The organism is Bradyrhizobium sp. AUGA SZCCT0222 (assembly GCF_018130205.1).
Classification (GTDB): Bacteria; Pseudomonadota; Alphaproteobacteria; order Rhizobiales; family Xanthobacteraceae; genus Bradyrhizobium.
Genome location: NZ_JAFCLX010000007.1, coordinates 122854 through 137060, shown reverse-complemented (window position 1 = coordinate 137060; position 14207 = coordinate 122854). Strand labels below are relative to the sequence as shown.

Annotated in this window: 16 protein-coding genes; 9 read left to right on the top strand and 7 right to left on the bottom strand. The window is 61.6% G+C overall.

The features are described 5' to 3' along the window. Positions 1-67: 67 nt before the first annotated feature. Positions 68-274, bottom strand: a complete 207-nt coding sequence (locus JQ629_RS08580; protein ID WP_138834393.1) for a DUF4170 domain-containing protein — start codon at positions 272-274, stop codon at positions 68-70. Positions 275-297: 23 nt separating this feature from the next. Beyond that, the gene (locus JQ629_RS08575; RefSeq protein WP_212412285.1) at positions 298-1935 is read right to left on the bottom strand and encodes an isocitrate lyase; all 1638 of its coding nucleotides are present in this window, start codon (positions 1933-1935) and stop codon (positions 298-300) included. 220 nt (positions 1936-2155) lie between these two features. Between JQ629_RS08575 and JQ629_RS08570 the strand changes: the two genes are divergently transcribed. Together JQ629_RS08570 and sbmA are read left to right on the top strand one after the other, a co-directional pair. Beyond that, positions 2156-3601, top strand: coding sequence for a helix-turn-helix domain-containing protein (locus JQ629_RS08570; RefSeq protein ID WP_212387595.1), 1446 nt, complete (start codon positions 2156-2158; stop codon positions 3599-3601). Between the two features lie 161 nt (positions 3602-3762). After that, complete coding sequence (gene sbmA / locus JQ629_RS08565) at positions 3763-4983, top strand: peptide antibiotic transporter SbmA (RefSeq protein WP_212412284.1); 1221 nt, start codon at positions 3763-3765, stop codon at positions 4981-4983. Between the two features lie 945 nt (positions 4984-5928). On the opposite strand, the gene JQ629_RS08560 is transcribed toward sbmA, so the two are convergent. Then, the gene (locus JQ629_RS08560) at positions 5929-6189 is read right to left on the bottom strand and encodes a GlsB/YeaQ/YmgE family stress response membrane protein (protein WP_212412283.1); all 261 of its coding nucleotides are present in this window, start codon (positions 6187-6189) and stop codon (positions 5929-5931) included. A 24-nt stretch (positions 6190-6213) separates the two neighbouring features. Beyond that, the gene (locus JQ629_RS08555; RefSeq protein ID WP_212412282.1) at positions 6214-6669 is read right to left on the bottom strand and encodes a YidB family protein; all 456 of its coding nucleotides are present in this window, start codon (positions 6667-6669) and stop codon (positions 6214-6216) included. A gap of 267 nt (positions 6670-6936) precedes the next feature. Here JQ629_RS08555 and JQ629_RS08550 point away from each other — a divergent pair, with 267 nt between their 5' ends. From JQ629_RS08550 to JQ629_RS08540, 3 genes are all read left to right on the top strand, one after another. Further along, positions 6937-7254, top strand: coding sequence for a hypothetical protein (locus JQ629_RS08550; protein ID WP_212412281.1), 318 nt, complete (start codon positions 6937-6939; stop codon positions 7252-7254). 13 nt (positions 7255-7267) lie between these two features. Next, positions 7268-7888: a hypothetical protein gene (locus tag JQ629_RS08545; protein ID WP_212412280.1), complete on the top strand. Its 621-nt coding sequence runs from the start codon at positions 7268-7270 to the stop codon at positions 7886-7888. A 118-nt stretch (positions 7889-8006) separates the two neighbouring features. Next, a complete protein-coding gene (locus tag JQ629_RS08540; protein ID WP_249134893.1) occupies positions 8007-8315 on the top strand; it encodes a hypothetical protein in 309 nt (102 codons plus the stop codon). Here JQ629_RS08540 and JQ629_RS08535 read toward each other — a convergent pair. Together JQ629_RS08535 and JQ629_RS08530 are read right to left on the bottom strand one after the other, a co-directional pair. Next, positions 8312-8734, bottom strand: a complete 423-nt coding sequence (locus JQ629_RS08535) for a hypothetical protein (protein WP_212412279.1) — start codon at positions 8732-8734, stop codon at positions 8312-8314. The genes JQ629_RS08540 and JQ629_RS08535 overlap by 4 nt on opposite strands. A gap of 82 nt (positions 8735-8816) precedes the next feature. Continuing rightward, complete coding sequence (locus tag JQ629_RS08530; RefSeq protein WP_212412278.1) at positions 8817-10016, bottom strand: DJ-1/PfpI family protein; 1200 nt, start codon at positions 10014-10016, stop codon at positions 8817-8819. A 52-nt stretch (positions 10017-10068) separates the two neighbouring features. Between JQ629_RS08530 and JQ629_RS08525 the strand changes: the two genes are divergently transcribed. The 4 genes from JQ629_RS08525 (at position 10069) to JQ629_RS08510 (ending at position 13315) form a co-directional block, all read left to right on the top strand. Then, positions 10069-10662: a response regulator gene (locus JQ629_RS08525; RefSeq protein WP_212412277.1), complete on the top strand. Its 594-nt coding sequence runs from the start codon at positions 10069-10071 to the stop codon at positions 10660-10662. Between the two features lie 149 nt (positions 10663-10811). Next, a complete protein-coding gene (locus JQ629_RS08520; protein WP_192738521.1) occupies positions 10812-11189 on the top strand; it encodes a VOC family protein in 378 nt (125 codons plus the stop codon). Between the two features lie 199 nt (positions 11190-11388). After that, complete coding sequence (locus JQ629_RS08515) at positions 11389-11748, top strand: PRC-barrel domain-containing protein (RefSeq protein ID WP_212262565.1); 360 nt, start codon at positions 11389-11391, stop codon at positions 11746-11748. A 577-nt stretch (positions 11749-12325) separates the two neighbouring features. Then, positions 12326-13315 (top strand): Bug family tripartite tricarboxylate transporter substrate binding protein, encoded by a 990-nt coding sequence (locus JQ629_RS08510; RefSeq protein WP_212412276.1) that lies wholly within the window; start codon positions 12326-12328, stop codon positions 13313-13315. Positions 13316-13422: 107 nt separating this feature from the next. Here JQ629_RS08510 and JQ629_RS08505 read toward each other — a convergent pair whose 3' ends face one another. Next, a complete protein-coding gene (locus tag JQ629_RS08505) occupies positions 13423-14166 on the bottom strand; it encodes an enoyl-CoA hydratase/isomerase family protein (RefSeq protein WP_212412275.1) in 744 nt (247 codons plus the stop codon). Positions 14167-14207 lie beyond the last annotated feature (41 nt).

Genomic DNA, 14207 nt, shown 5'->3' with positions numbered 1-14207 from the left:
ATCCGGATGGGGCCGTCCCAGCTACGTTTTCCTTGGACGTTTCTTCTAGTCTATCGGCAGCAGCCGCTCAGGCCGAGACGCGGGAGGGCTCTTCGACGATCGAAAAGCGCACGCCGGCCTTGTGACGGTTCTCTTCCGAGACCGTGCGCCAGGCATCCTCTGCCTCTTTGCGGGTCTTGAAAGGTCCCTGTACCTGGGCCGAGCCTTCCACGAGCTTGTGGAAGTTCATCGAGCCGAACTCGCCGCCAATCACCCAGAAATTGCTCTTCGTCATGACTAGTCTCCTGCTTGTTACCGTTAGCCGAACTGGTTCATCGTGTTGTGGGCGCCGCCCGCCTTCAGAGCGGCTTCCCCGGCGAAATATTCCTTGTGCTCGTCACCGATATCGGAGCCGGCCATGTTCTGATGCTTGGCGCAGGCGATACCCTGACGGATCTCCTGGCGCTGAACATTCTTCACATAGCCCAGCATGCCCTGCTCGCCGAAATACTCCCTCGCGAGATTGTCAGTCGACAGAGCTGCCGTGTGATAGGTCGGCAACGTGATCAGATGATGGAAGATGCCGGCGCGCTTGGCTGAATCGGCCTGGAAGGTGCGGATGCGCTCGTCGGCTTCAATGCCCAGCGGCGTATCGTCGTATTCCGGCTTCATCAGTTCGGCGCGGTTGTACTTGCTGACATCCTTGCCGGCTTCCTTCATCGCGTCGTAGACCTGCCAACGGAAGTTGAGCGTCCAGTTGAACGACGGCGAGTTGTTGTAGGCCAGCTTCGCGTTCGGAACGACTTCGCGAATGCGGTCGACCATCTTGGCGATCTGCTCGATATGCGGCTTCTCGGTCTCGATCCACAACAGGTCGGCGCCGTTCTGCAGCGAGGTGATGCTGTCGAGCACGCAGCGATCTTCGCCCGTGCCGGCACGGAACTGATAGAGGTTGCTGGCAAGCCGCTTCGGACGCATCATCTTGCCGTTGCGGTTGATGATGACATCGCCGTTCCGGGCATTGTCGGCCGTGATTTCCTCGCAATCCAGGAAGCTGTTGTACTGATCGCCGATGTCGCCAGGCTTGTGGCTGACGGCGATCTGCTGCGTGAGACCGGCACCCAGCGAGTCGGTGCGGGTCACGACGATGCCGTCTTCGACGCCGAGCTCGAGGAAGGCATGGCGGCAGGCACGAATTTTCGCCAGGAACACCTCGTGCGGCACAGTCACCTTGCCGTCCTGGTGGCCGCACTGCTTTTCGTCCGAGACCTGATTTTCGATCTGCAGCGCGCACGCACCTGCCTCAATCATCTTCTTTGCGAGCAGGTAGGTCGCCTCCGCATTGCCGAAACCGGCGTCGATGTCCGCGATCACAGGCACGACATGGGTCTGGAAGTTGTCGACCTTTTCGATCAGTTCCTTTTCCTTCGCCTTGTCGCCTGCCTTGCGGGCGGCGTCGATGGCGCGGAAGATATCATTGAGCTCACGGGAGTCCGCCTGACGAAGGAAGGTGTAGAGCTCTTCGATCAGCGCCGGCACCGAAGTCTTTTCGTGCATCGACTGGTCGGGAAGCGGTCCGAACTCGGAGCGCAGCGCGGCGATCATCCAGCCGGAGAGATAGAGATAGCGGCGATCGGTCTTGCCGCCGAAATGCTTCTTCACCGAGATCAGCTTCTGCTGCGCGATGAAGCCATGCCAGCAACCCAGCGACTGGGTGTACTTGGTCGGATCGGCGTCATAGGCAGCCATATCGCTGCGCATCAGCGCCGCGGTGTACCGGGCGATGTCCAGGCCGGTCCTGAAGCGGTTCTGCAGACGCATGCGCGCCACGGCTTCGGCGGTGACACCGTTCCAGGTCGGCTGGGTCTCGAGCAGCGCCTTGGCAGCGCCAAGCTCGCTCGCGTAGGAAGCGGGTCCCTTGATCGCCTGGTCGATGCCACGTGGCTGATAGTTCATTTGCTTAATCCTTTCGGTGACGACTAATTTGCGGCATTCATCACTCTTTGCCGTAATCGACATTCATGACAGTGCATTGCAAAACGTACCGTGAGCTAAACGCCAAAATCCCGATTTCGTATAGATAGCTTGATTTTGAATGGTGATGTCATGTAACATCTATACTTGTCACAGATGTCATTTTGTTAATTTTGTCACAAAATCCGTCAGAAAGGCTGACATGGCGAGCGAGTCCGGAAAGAAGCTGTTTGTCGGTCCGCGGTTTCGCCGGATCCGCCAGCAGCTCGGCCTGTCGCAGACCCAGATGGCCGAGGGCCTGGAGATTTCTCCGAGCTATATCAACCTGATAGAGCGCAACCAGCGCCCGGTGACCGCGCAGCTGCTGCTCCGGCTGGCGGAGACCTATGACCTTGATTTGCGCGATCTGGCGACCGCCGACGAGGATCGTTTTTTCGCCGAACTGAACGAGATATTTTCCGATCCGCTGTTCCGGCAAATCGACCTGCCAAAACAGGAACTGCGCGATCTCGCTGAATTGTGCCCCGGTGTGACTCATTCCCTGCAACGGCTGTACGCCGCCTATACCGAGGCCCGCCGCGGCGAAACGCTGGTGGCGGCGCAAATGGCCGACCGGGACGAGGGAACCCGATTCGAGGCCAATCCGATCGAACGGGTGCGCGACCTGATCGAGGCCAACCGCAATTACTTCCCTGAACTCGAACAGGCCGCGGAAAGCCTGCGCGACGAACTGGGCGTGCCGTCCGAGGAATTGTTTGCGGCCCTCGCCGCGCGATTGCGCGAAAAGCATTCGATCGTGACCCGCATCATGCCTGTCGACGTGATGCGCGAGACGCTGCGGCGGTTCGACCGCCATCGCCGGCAGCTGCTGGTCTCCGAACTGGTCGACGGCCCCGGCCGGGCCTTCCAGCTCGCGCTGCAGATCGGGCTGGCCGAATGCAGCGCCAGCATCGATACCATCGTCAACCGCGCCGGCCCGCTCGACGACACGCCGCGAAGGCTCTACCGGATTACGCTGGCGAATTATTTCGCCGCCGCCACCATGATGCCCTATCAGGCGTTTCATTCCGCGGCCGAGGCGCTGAACTACGACGTTCACGTGCTGGCGCAGCGCTTCAATGCCGGTTTCGAGCAGGTCTGCCATCGCCTGACCACGCTGCAGCGGCCGAACGCGCGCGGTGTGCCGTTCTTCCTGCTGCGCGTCGACAATGCCGGCAATGTTTCCAAGCGGTTTTCCTCCGGCACGTTTCCGTTCTCGAAGTTCGGCGGCACCTGCCCGCTGTGGAACGTGCATTCGACCTTCGACACGCCGGACCGGCTGCTCAAGCAGGTCATCGAATTGCCAGATGGCACCCGTTACTTCTCGATCGCGCAGATGGTGCGCCGGCCGGTGGCGCCGCACCCGCAGCCGCAGCCGCGCTTTGCGATCGGTTTGGGGTGCGAAATCCGCCATGCCGCAAAACTGGTTTATGCCGCCGGCATGGACCTGGAGAAAACCGAGGGTACGCCGATCGGGGTCAACTGCCGGCTCTGCGAGCGCGAAAACTGCAGCCAGCGCGCCGAGCCGCCGATCACGCGCACGCTGATCCTGGATGAGAACACGCGGCGCGTGTCGTCGTTTGCGTTCAGCAATGCGAGAGAGTTGTGAGTGTTGAAAGTTTCTGAGTGCGTGAAATTTGGGGCTGTCATTCCGGGATGGTGCGCTAGCACCAGACCCGGAATCTCGAGATTCCGGGTTCGATGCTTCGCATCGCCCCGGAATGACGGGGCCCCCAGAGCCACAAATCCTCTGACCTGAGAGATAACCGAATGTTCGTTTCATTCTTCCCCCGCCCGAAGCTGTTCTTTATCTCCGCGATCCTGTGGGCCGCGCTGGCAATGACGCTGTGGTACAGTTTCGCCAGCGAACTCTACGGGTCTCCGGGACCGGGGGTCGTTGGCGTTGCGAACTTCTGGTCGGCGCGCTCGCTGTGGTTCGACCTTTATTTCGCGGTGTTCGTCGGCATCTTCACCGCATTCTGGATGTGGTTCGCGCCGCATCCCTGGACATGGTGGTCGATTCCGGGATCCGCCCTGATCCTGTTTGCTACCTATTTCCAGGTCCTGGTCAGCGTCGCTATCAATGCCTGGTATGGGCCGTTCTACGACATGATCCAGGCAGCGCTTGCGAGAACGAGGGTCGTGACATTTGAAGAATTCTTCGGTCACCTGGCGACTTTCGCCGGCATCGCGCTGGTCGCAGTCATCGTCGGCGTGCTGACCCGCTTCTTCGTCAAGCACTACATCTTCCGCTGGCGGACTGCGATGAACGATTTCTACGTTGCCAACTGGCCGCGGCTGCGCACCATCGAAGGCGCCTCCCAGCGCGTGCAGGAAGACACCATGCGGTTTGCGCAGATCAGCGAAGGCCTCGGTGTCAATTTCATCAGCGCGATACTGACCTTGATCGCCTTCCTGCCCGTGTTGAACAGACTCTCCAGCAATATCTCCGAACTGCCTTTGGTCGGGGCGATTCCCTATCCGCTGGTGACCGCCGCAATCGTGTGGTCGATCTTCGGAACTGGCCTGCTGGCATTGATCGGCATCAAGCTGCCCGGCATTGAGTTCTTCAACCAGCGGGTCGAAGCGGCCTACCGCAAGGAACTCGTGCTCGGCGAAGACAATGCGGAACGCGCCGATCCTCCGACGCTCAAAGAACTGTTCACCAACGTCAGACGGAATTATTTCCGACTCTATCTGAACTACGTATACTTCGATGTCGGCCGCATCGTTTACCTGCAGACCGACCAAGTCTTCCCCTACATCCTGCTCGCGCCTTCGATCATCGCCGGCAAGCTTACGCTGGGTCCGCTGAACCAGATCCTCAGCGCATTCCGCGAGGTGAGAGGCTCGTTCCAATACCTCATCAACTCCTGGAGCACGATCGTCGATCTGATCTCGGTCTATAAGCGTCTGCGCGGCTTCGAGGCGATGATCGCCGGCGCGCCGCTGGCCGCGATCGAGCACGTGAAGGAGCCGGCGGGGATTTGAGGTAGTTTGCGCCAAACGCTCATCGTCGTCCCGGCGAACGCCGGGACCCATACGCCGCGGCAGTTGTTGTTTGTAGAAGGTCGCTAACGCCAGAGCTTTCACCGATGGGCCGCGGCGTATGGGTCCCCCGATGCGCAATTGCGCATCTGAGGTCAAGCCCGGGACGACGTGGATGGGGCATCGCAAACATGCCTTCGCGATCTCGCGGCTTGATGCGCCCGAGCTTTGCTGGAAACTTCTCGCCCTCATGAAATCAGAGGGCGCAGGGAATGCCGGATGCGCGCTGCACCCGCGGTCTCGTGTGCGGATTGTGCTAAGTAGGCTGCACACGAGCATACAGGGCAGCGGAGAGCATCCGACATTCCCTGCGCAATGGCTTTACGACTTATGACGCGCTCTCCCCGGTGAGACGGCCTCTGTTGCCACCGTCGCCCCTCGGAAGCGTTAGCTCCCGAAAGGCTTGACGCCGTTACGGGCGCCAGGACCACACGCTTTCACCGTACGCATCAGCCGCGACCGTCAATCGCAACCTCAGCGTCCACCGCAACCCGCCCCTCGTCGTGACGACGGCCGACGCCCCTCTGAGTGGGACGGGATGAGTGAGAATGTGCCGGTGATTTGGGTCGAAGGAAAGAGAAATATTTTTGATTTTCGGAAATTTTGGACTTGACATAAATTCCGAAAAACAGAACTGATTTGCCCGTCGGGTCGTTTTGTCGCACCTCGCCGTCATTCCGGGGCTCGCGAAGCGAGAGCCCGGAATCCATTGAGCGACAGCGCATGCAGCATGATGGATTCCGGGCTCGCGCTACGCGCGCCCTCAGATGCGCAATTGCGCATCGGGGAATGACGGAAGGAGTCCGTAGCCCGGATGAGCAGCGCGATATCCGGGTCTCGTCTTTCCCGCATATCGCTCATGCGGGCTACTCGCTCGCTTTGCGCCGCTCAGACCGCGCGTCGACGACCTGCAACCATGCTGTAGATGAGCAAGACCACGATCGCGCCGACGACCGCGCCGATCAGGCCGGCGCCCTCGCCGGGGCGATACCAGCCGAGTGCCTGGCCGAGAAACGTCGCAACGAACGCCCCGATGATGCCGAGTATCGTCGTGAGGATGAACCCCGAGGGCTCGTTGTCTCCGGGCATGATGAACTTCGCTATCACGCCGGCCACGAAACCAATAATGATCGTCCAGATAATGCCCATATCAAAATCCTCGGTTTGTGAGCGTCAGCTCGGAAGGCGCCCGTCGGGCGTATATTGATCAACGGCGTTTGGCAGTTCTCGCGACAGCCTTGCCAGCAGTTCTTCCTGCGACAGGCCGGTTTGCTGTTCGAGTGCGGCCAGCACATCCGCGCCGATGGCCTGTTTCAGTTGCGGGGCAGGAAGCTCCTTGTTCGGTCCCTTGCCGACCCAGGACTCGGCAGCATCCCCCTGGCCGTTCTCCTTGAAGCGTTCGAGCAACTCACCCAGCCCGCCGCCCAGCAGTCCGCCGACACCGCCGCCGCCGAGAGCTCCGCCGAGATTACCGAGCAAGCCGCCCAGAGGATTTTGCTGGTTGCCGGCGCCCGGCTGCGCGTTGCCGGTCGCGCCTTTCAGCATCTCGGCGATCTTGTCCCTGTTCTGGTAGCCCGCCAAAGCGAGCAAGCCCAATAGCGCTGTCATCGATGGCATCCCGCGGGACATGGTCGTCTCCTTCGTTGAATCACTGAATCACCGCGCCTGTAACGTGCCAGTTCCTGCCGGGTTCCATGCCAGCCGTCAGATGGCTTCGATTGTCGTCTGAGAGGATTTGTCCTTTCGCACAGCGGCAGCACTCACCGCCCCAAAAGCCCGCCAACGATCATACTGACCGGCCTGTTGGCGCCGAACGAAAGACGCATGACGTCGCGATGCGAGGAACCAAAGACATAACGGGAGATTAGGCCCGCTCCTGAAACTCTGGAGAAAATTATGAAACGCTCACTTCTTTTCGTTTGTATCGGATTGCTGGCGGCCACCGCGGCCTCGGCGCAAAATCCGCCGGCGCAGTCCGGACCAAACAACAACGCGGTCAACAGCGCCGGACAAAACAACTCCAACGCTCCTGTCGCGGGTCGCAACAGTTTCACCGAAGGACAAGCCAAGTCGAAAATCGAGGATGCCGGCTACACCAACGTCACCGAACTCAAGAAGGACGACAATGGTGTGTGGCGCGGCAAGGCCAGCAAGAGCGGGTCCGCTACTCCGGTGAGCGTCGATTTTCAAGGCAACGTCAATACTGCCAAGTAAGGAACAATAGAAAATGACCGTCACAATCTCTCGCCTCTACGACAATCACGCTGACGCTCGGCAAGCCGTCCAGCGCCTTGAAACCGCCGGCGTGCCGCACGCGGACATCAGTCTGGTCGCCAATAATTCCGACGGCTGGTTCAACACCGACAAGAAGGTGGATCGCGACCACGATGGCACCGACGACCGCGCCGAAGGTGCCGGCGCGGGTGCGGGCATCGGTGCCGGCGTCGGCGGCGCAGCCGGCCTGCTGGCCGGACTAGGCTTGCTGGCGATCCCCGGACTGGGGCCCGTTGTTGCGGCCGGTTGGCTGGCCGCAACGGCGGTTGGCGCGGCCGCAGGTGCCGCGACCGGCGGTATCGTCGGCGCGCTCACGCAAGCCGGCGTTTCGGAAGCCGATGCTCACTCCTACGCCGAGGGCATTCGCCGAGGCGGCACGCTGGTGTCAGCACGCGTTGCCGATGCGGATCGTTCCCGCTTTGAGGCGGCATTGAACGAATCTGCCGTCAACCTGCGCGACCGCAGCGCCGCCTGGCAGAAGACCGGGTGGAAGTCGTTCGATCCCGCCAGCAAGCCCTACGGCGCCGAGGAAGTCCGCAAGGAGCGGCAGCTCTACGGCGGCGGACTTCGCTAAGCAAAGCATCAAGGCGGCCCGCCCCGGCGGGCCGCTTCTTTGCCGAGCATCTACACTCAGCGATGAGAGATCAGTCATCGACGCAGTTCGCGGTCGAACATATAGGCCTTTAACGGACATGTTTTTCTTCCCCTGGTATTCCGCCATGATGCTTGCCGTTGAAGCAGGCACCGTTATCGACAGGAGATTGTGGAAGATAGCCCAGGGCGGGGCCGAAGGGGCGGCCGAAAGTCATCTGATGGTCCAAGAGAAGGTCGATGCCTTGTTTCAGGCGGGGTCCGTTCTGTTGGCTGGGGGAAGCTCCGCTGAGGTTATCGACATGTACCGCAAGCATGTGGCTGCCAACGCGCTACGGCTGCAGCCCCTCCTGGCGGCGCAAATCGGCAAACCGGAAGCAACATTCCCTCGTAGGGCGGAGGAACTCTAGTCGTCGTCCGCGGCCCAGGGGACGGTGCCGCTCTTCCACTTGCCTTCGACCTTGTCGGAATCCTCGATCAGTTGATCGATGACACTGATCGGCTTCTTGCCCGGGTTCTTCTGGCAGAATTCGTAGATCAGCGGGAGGATCTTCTTTTCGTTCATCAAATAGAGATCGACATACTGGCTGTCGCCCTCGAGCAACGCGATGTTGGCGGCGCTCATGTAACCCTGCACCCAATAGAATATCAGGGAGTTGGTCACATTGTTAAAGCCCTCTTCCGGCTTCATGTCCTTGGCCAACTTTTCGCAAGACGCGACGCCGATCCCGTTGGTCGCCAATTGTTGTGCGCCGGCGGGCGCGGCGAAGGTGAAGAAGCAAGCGGCAACGGCCGATAGTCCGTAAGAAATGCGATTGATAGCGCTCATGGAAGCTCCCGTTTGTGCGCGCAATGGCTGCAAGTATGCCTTGCAGACTGCCCCATCGGCGGATTCGAGTCGACTCCCCGGCCTAAGGTAAGCGATTCTGCCCCAACGACGGCGCGGCCGCTCTGCCCATCTCAACGCGCGCACCATGCCTCGGATATTCCAGCTGCATCGCGACAAAGTCGGCGGTCGGCATGCCGTAGCGCGCCTCGATTGCGGCAAGCGTCTGGTCCAGCGCCTTCGCCGGCGGCGAAACGCCGATATCAGGCAGCCGCCGCTCCGCCGGCCAGGTGGCGGCGACCTCATCGGGCACAATGCTAATGCCGTTGCGGGTCGCTAGCGCGCCGGCGCTAGCGGCAAAAATCACTGCGCGTGAGCGGTAGGTGCGCGACCAGGCGTCCGCGACGAGGGCCAGCGACACTTCGTCAACACCGGGCGAAAGCTCGATGCCGAGATGCTCGCGATTCCAGAAGGCCATGACGTTGCGCATCGCCGTCAGCGCGAACGGGCGCGTGAACTGAAAGGCGTTGCTGTCGTGACGCGCGTCCCAGTCGGCAAGGCCGATGTCGCGGCCGACGGCTTCGGCCTTGGCGCGGCCGGCGATGGCCTCGATCAGGGTCAGCGACATCGGCATCGACGCTGAGATCCCGGTCGTCGTCGCAACGGCGCCGTCGACCACCAGCCGCCGGTTCGCGACATAGCGGATCGACGGATGCTTGCCCTGCAACTCCTGCAGCGAATACCAGTGCGTCGTCGCCCGTTTGCCGTGGAGCAATCCGGCGTCGCCGACGACTTTTGCCCCGGCACAGACGCCGATAACGATCGCTCCCTTGGCCGCCTGGCTCCGGATCCATTGCAGCGCGGACGGATCGTCGTCACGGCTCATGGCGGGGACGATGACATAGTCGGCTCCATCAGGATGCTGCGCGTCGAAATCAGCGATGGTCGCCTGCGGCTCCACCTTCAGCACCGGGAATAGCGACATCGGCCCCGGATTGGTTGCCAGCGTCACCACATCGGCCACATCGGCGCGCCGCAAAATGCCATAGGGCATCAGATAGTCCGTGGTCTCGGTGGCATCATTGATGCCGATGATCGCGATCAGCGGACGCTGGCGCTTCGGCGGCTTCAGCGCGGCAATCGTGGCCTCAGCCTCCTCTTTCGCGATCTGCGGCGCAGCCGCAAACGAGGCCGCCGGAGGCAGCGTGAAAATCCAGCCCGCAAAGATGATTGCGAACAGTGCCGGGGCGCCCAGGCCGATCCATTTTACAAGTCGCCAGTTCATGGTTGCTTGGCTCTGACATCCATTGCGATTTGGCGCGCAAGCTACTGCGCGCATGACCGAGCCGAAATGGCGTAAATCGCGCAAAAACGGACATGCGCTGGAAGGCGATCATCGTTCACGATTTCATGAACCAGTGCCCTTCGCGCGCCAGGTCATCATCTTGCCAACGTTCTGGCCTGAACAGGGCTTCGGTTGGTTGAACGGCGCAGGAGCCCGCGCGCCGCGCACCCAGTATGGTCGACCAAGCCAGAGGTCAGCGTTGTCGGAATATCCATTCATTCTCGTCGTCGAAGACGAGTACCAGTTGCAGGGCGTCGTCGAAGCCGCGCTGATCGACGGCGGTTTTGCAACCGACATTCTGTCGTCGGGCGAAGAGGCGCTGACCCTGGTCAGGGGCCGGGTCAAGAGCTACCGGGCGCTCGTCACCGATGTCAGCCTGAAGGGCACGATGAGCGGCTGGGACGTGGCGCGACAGGTCAGGGAGGTCGACCCGCATTGTCCGGTCATCTACATGACGGGCTTGGCCGCGGATGAATGGTCATCGCGGGGCGTGCCCAACAGCGTGCTGTTGCAAAAGCCGTTCGCGCCGGCGCAACTCGTGACGGCGGTTTCCCAGCTGCTGAATGCCGGCCCGGCAACCGCGTAAGCAACGGCCGAACGCAGCCTCACCTCACGTCGCCCGATGGGCCCGACGTCAATCACTTCCCTATTCCCGCCTGCGCTGTTACGTTCGGCCCCACAAAAACACGGCAAACGTCGCCGGCCGCTCGGCGCAACTTCGGGGAGAAAGACAACATGTTTTCGCACGTCATGATCGGGACCAACGATCTGGAAAAGGCCAAGGTGTTTTATGACGCCTTGCTGGGCACGCTCGACATTCCGCCCGGGCGGGTCGACCGCCACCGCATCTTCTACCGCAGCAAAACCGGCACCTTCTCGGTATCGAAGCCGATCGACGGCAAGGAAGCATGCCACGCCAATGGCGGCACCATCGGCTTCACCGCCAATTCCCCCGAACAGGCCGACGCGTTTCATGCGGCAGGCCTCGCCCATGGCGGCAAGACCTGCGAGGATCCGCCCGGCATCCGCGAAGGCAGCGGGGTGAAACTCTACATCGCCTATCTGCGCGACCCTGACGGCAACAAGCTCTGCGCGCTGCACCGCGTGGCGTGAGGCGAATGTAGAGAGGCGAATGTAGCCCGCATGAGCGGAGCGATATGCGGGTAGATCCAAGATCCCGGATATGTCGCTTGCCTCATCCGGGCTACGATTGCCACTCGGCCGCGTTGCCATGACCGCGGCGCGTCGAATCTTCGCAGGAACAATTCGTGATTCCGCCGGTTGCTCGTTCTCAAACAATGGAGGAGCAACCATGGTTACGGAAGCAAGAGAGACCGGTTCCCTGATCGGCAGCGACAAGGTGGAAGGAACCGCCGTGTACGGCGCCGACGACACCAAGATCGGGTCGATCGAACGCGTGATGATCGACAAGACGAGCGGCAAGGTCTCGTATGCCGTGTTGAGCTTTGGCGGCTTTCTCGGGATCGGTGACGACCATTATCCACTGCCCTGGCAGTCGCTGAAATACGACACCAATCTCGGCGGCTATCGCACCGGCATTACCGAGACGCAGCTGCAAGGCGCGCCGAGATACGGCAATGACAACGCCTGGAACTGGTCCGACCCTGCGCGCGTACGCACGGTCAACGACTATTACGGCATCGCGATGTAGCCACGGCGGCCGCGCAAGAACTGCAAAGGCCCGCTCTCAGGCGGGCCTTTTCGTTTGGCGAGACGAAATTTCGGGGCGATTAATCATAAGCTTAAGGGATTGGCCTGGAATCGCATTGCCGAAAGCTAAATGGCCACTGGATGGGAGGACGATCTCTTAAGGAAGCTCCGGTACAGTTGCCCGGTAATCGACCTTCCAAACAAGACGGGTAACGGCGGCCCGCGGCCCAGGGACCTGACGATGGACGATTCGGTTCAAATCCGCTGCCACCGCTGCAAATCGTGTTTTCGCGAAAAGGCGCGACGGCTGCAGAGCGGCTACTCCCGGCAGTGCATCAGCTGCGAAACGATGCTGTTCTTTGACGACGGGTCCGCCGACAAGAACATCCAGCGGACGCTGCGGGATGCGAGAAGAATTCGCAAGGAGCTTCGCGAAGCCGAAGCCGAAAAGTTCGCCACCTCGGCGCTGGTGTCCTCAAGCCGTGAGTCCTCAAACGCAAGGTCCACGACTTCGGGTCGCGAAGATTAGGCCGGCCCTGTAAATTGAGCTAGCATTGGCGTTCCCGGGGGGCACGCCCATGACAATTCACCGTCAAATTCAACGCCGACAATTCCTGCAGCTCACGGCCGCCGGCCTCGCCGCGCCGGCGTTTCCACATTCCGCCGTGGCGGAGGATTACCCGTCCCGGCCGGTGCGCATCGTTGCCGGTTTTGCCGCCGGCGGCGGCGTCGACATCACGGCGCGGCTGATCGGCCAGTGGCTCAACGAGCGGCTCTGGCAATCCTTCGTGGTCGAAAACCGCACCGGCGCCGGCGGCAATATCGGCACCGAGGCCGTGGTCGGCGCCGCGCCCGACGGCTACACGCTGCTGCTCGCCACCGTGCCGAACGCGGTCAACGCCGCGCTCTACAATAATCTGAAGTTCAATTTCATCCGCGACATCGCCCCGGTCGCCGGCATCATCCGCGTGCCGATGATCATCCTGTTGCATCCAACGATGCCGGTCAAAACCGTCCCTGAATTGATCGCCTATGCCAAGGCCAATCCGGGCAAGGTCAACATGGCCTCCGCGGGCAATGGCAGCGCGCCGCATATGGCGGGCGAGCTTTTCAAGATGATGACCGGCGTCAACATGGTGCACGTGCCCTATCGCGGCCAGGGCCCGGCGCTGACCGATCTCCTGGGCGGCGAGGTGCAGGTGCTGTTCGCAACGGCGCCGGGCACGACGGATTACATCGCGAGCGGCAGACTGCGCGCGCTGGCGGTGACCACGGCGGCGCGGGCGGAAGTGGCGCCGGAGCTGCCGCCGGTCGGCGATTTCGTGCCGGGCTACGAGACCAGCCAATGGTATGGCATGTGCGCGCCCGCCAGGACGCCGGCTGACATCATCGGCAAGCTCAACAGGGAAATCAACGCGGCCATCGCCGACGCCCGCATGAAAGCCCGCCTCGCCGCGATCGGCGGCGAACCGCTGCCGGGCACGCCGGCCGATTTCGGCAAGTTGATCGCGGAAGAGACCGAGAAATGGGCCAAGGTGGTACAGGCCGGCGGGTTGAAGCCGGATTGAGAACAGTCCGTAGGGTGGGTAGAGCGAAGCGAAACCCACCGCCGACGTGACCACGAAGATGGTGGGTTACGGCTTCGCCTAACCCACCCTACGAAGCAACAGAAACACTACCTTCCCTTATAAACCGCGCGGCGCTTTTCCTTGACCGCGGCGGCGGCCTCGACGGCGTCTTCGCTTTCCTTGACTTCATGAAGCTGGCGCTGGGCGCGGCCGGATTGTTCGGAGGGTCCGTGCGGCAGGACGCCCTCGGTGACGAAGCGCTTCAGGGTTTTCAGCACCAGCGGCGAGAACTCGGTCATCTCGCGCGCCATCTTCAGCGCGACCTCGACCTGCTGCCCGACCGGCACCACCTCGTTGACGAGGCCGATATTCCAGGCGCGCTGCACCTCGACGATCCGGCACAGCAGCATCATCTCCATCGCGATCTTGTGCGGGATGCGCGCCGCCAATCCCGCGATCATGCCGCCGGTAAATCCCATCCGCGCTTCGGGGTAGGAGAATTTGGCGTTCTCGGCCGCGACCGTGAGATCACACATCATCGACAGCACCAGCGCGCCGCCGACGCACCAGCCGCCCACCGCCGATATGATCGGCTTTGTCGTCTCAAACCCGACGGTCGGAATGCAGCGCCACAGTTCGGGAAAATTGCCGGTGTCGGCGCCGCCGGAAAACGCCTCATTGCCGGCGCCGGTCAATACCGCGGCCTTCTGCGTCGGCGAGCGCTCGAATTCCTGAAAGGCTTTCTGCAGCAACAACGCCGTCTCGGCGCAGATGGCGTTGCGGCGCTCCGGCCGGTTGATCGTGACCAGCGTGGTGCCGTCGGCATTGTTCTCGACCAGAACTTTTTGCATGGTTGTTTTCCTCCCCGGATGCAGGAAGCGTAGCATCGGGC

What these genes read in the sequence shown, in the direction of transcription:
- JQ629_RS08570 (WP_212387595.1), top strand. Translation starts at nt 2,156, where the DNA reads ATGGCGAGCGAGTCCGGAAAGAAGCTGTTTGTCGGTCCGCGGTTTCGC.
- JQ629_RS08560 (WP_212412283.1), bottom strand. Translation starts at nt 6,189, where the DNA reads ATGGGCATTATCTGGACGATCATTATTGGTTTCGTGGCCGGCGTGATA.
- JQ629_RS08510 (WP_212412276.1), top strand. Translation starts at nt 12,326, where the DNA reads ATGACAATTCACCGTCAAATTCAACGCCGACAATTCCTGCAGCTCACG.
- JQ629_RS08555 (WP_212412282.1), bottom strand. Translation starts at nt 6,669, where the DNA reads ATGTCCCGCGGGATGCCATCGATGACAGCGCTATTGGGCTTGCTCGCT.
- JQ629_RS08520 (WP_192738521.1), top strand. Translation starts at nt 10,812, where the DNA reads ATGTTTTCGCACGTCATGATCGGGACCAACGATCTGGAAAAGGCCAAG.
- JQ629_RS08535 (WP_212412279.1), bottom strand. Translation starts at nt 8,734, where the DNA reads ATGAGCGCTATCAATCGCATTTCTTACGGACTATCGGCCGTTGCCGCT.
- JQ629_RS08580 (WP_138834393.1), bottom strand. Translation starts at nt 274, where the DNA reads ATGACGAAGAGCAATTTCTGGGTGATTGGCGGCGAGTTCGGCTCGATG.
- JQ629_RS08525 (WP_212412277.1), top strand. Translation starts at nt 10,069, where the DNA reads ATGACCGAGCCGAAATGGCGTAAATCGCGCAAAAACGGACATGCGCTG.
- JQ629_RS08550 (WP_212412281.1), top strand. Translation starts at nt 6,937, where the DNA reads ATGAAACGCTCACTTCTTTTCGTTTGTATCGGATTGCTGGCGGCCACC.
- JQ629_RS08515 (WP_212262565.1), top strand. Translation starts at nt 11,389, where the DNA reads ATGGTTACGGAAGCAAGAGAGACCGGTTCCCTGATCGGCAGCGACAAG.
- JQ629_RS08505 (WP_212412275.1), bottom strand. Translation starts at nt 14,166, where the DNA reads ATGCAAAAAGTTCTGGTCGAGAACAATGCCGACGGCACCACGCTGGTC.
- JQ629_RS08575 (WP_212412285.1), bottom strand. Translation starts at nt 1,935, where the DNA reads ATGAACTATCAGCCACGTGGCATCGACCAGGCGATCAAGGGACCCGCT.
- sbmA (WP_212412284.1), top strand. Translation starts at nt 3,763, where the DNA reads ATGTTCGTTTCATTCTTCCCCCGCCCGAAGCTGTTCTTTATCTCCGCG.
- JQ629_RS08540 (WP_249134893.1), top strand. Translation starts at nt 8,007, where the DNA reads ATGTTTTTCTTCCCCTGGTATTCCGCCATGATGCTTGCCGTTGAAGCA.
- JQ629_RS08545 (WP_212412280.1), top strand. Translation starts at nt 7,268, where the DNA reads ATGACCGTCACAATCTCTCGCCTCTACGACAATCACGCTGACGCTCGG.
- JQ629_RS08530 (WP_212412278.1), bottom strand. Translation starts at nt 10,016, where the DNA reads ATGAACTGGCGACTTGTAAAATGGATCGGCCTGGGCGCCCCGGCACTG.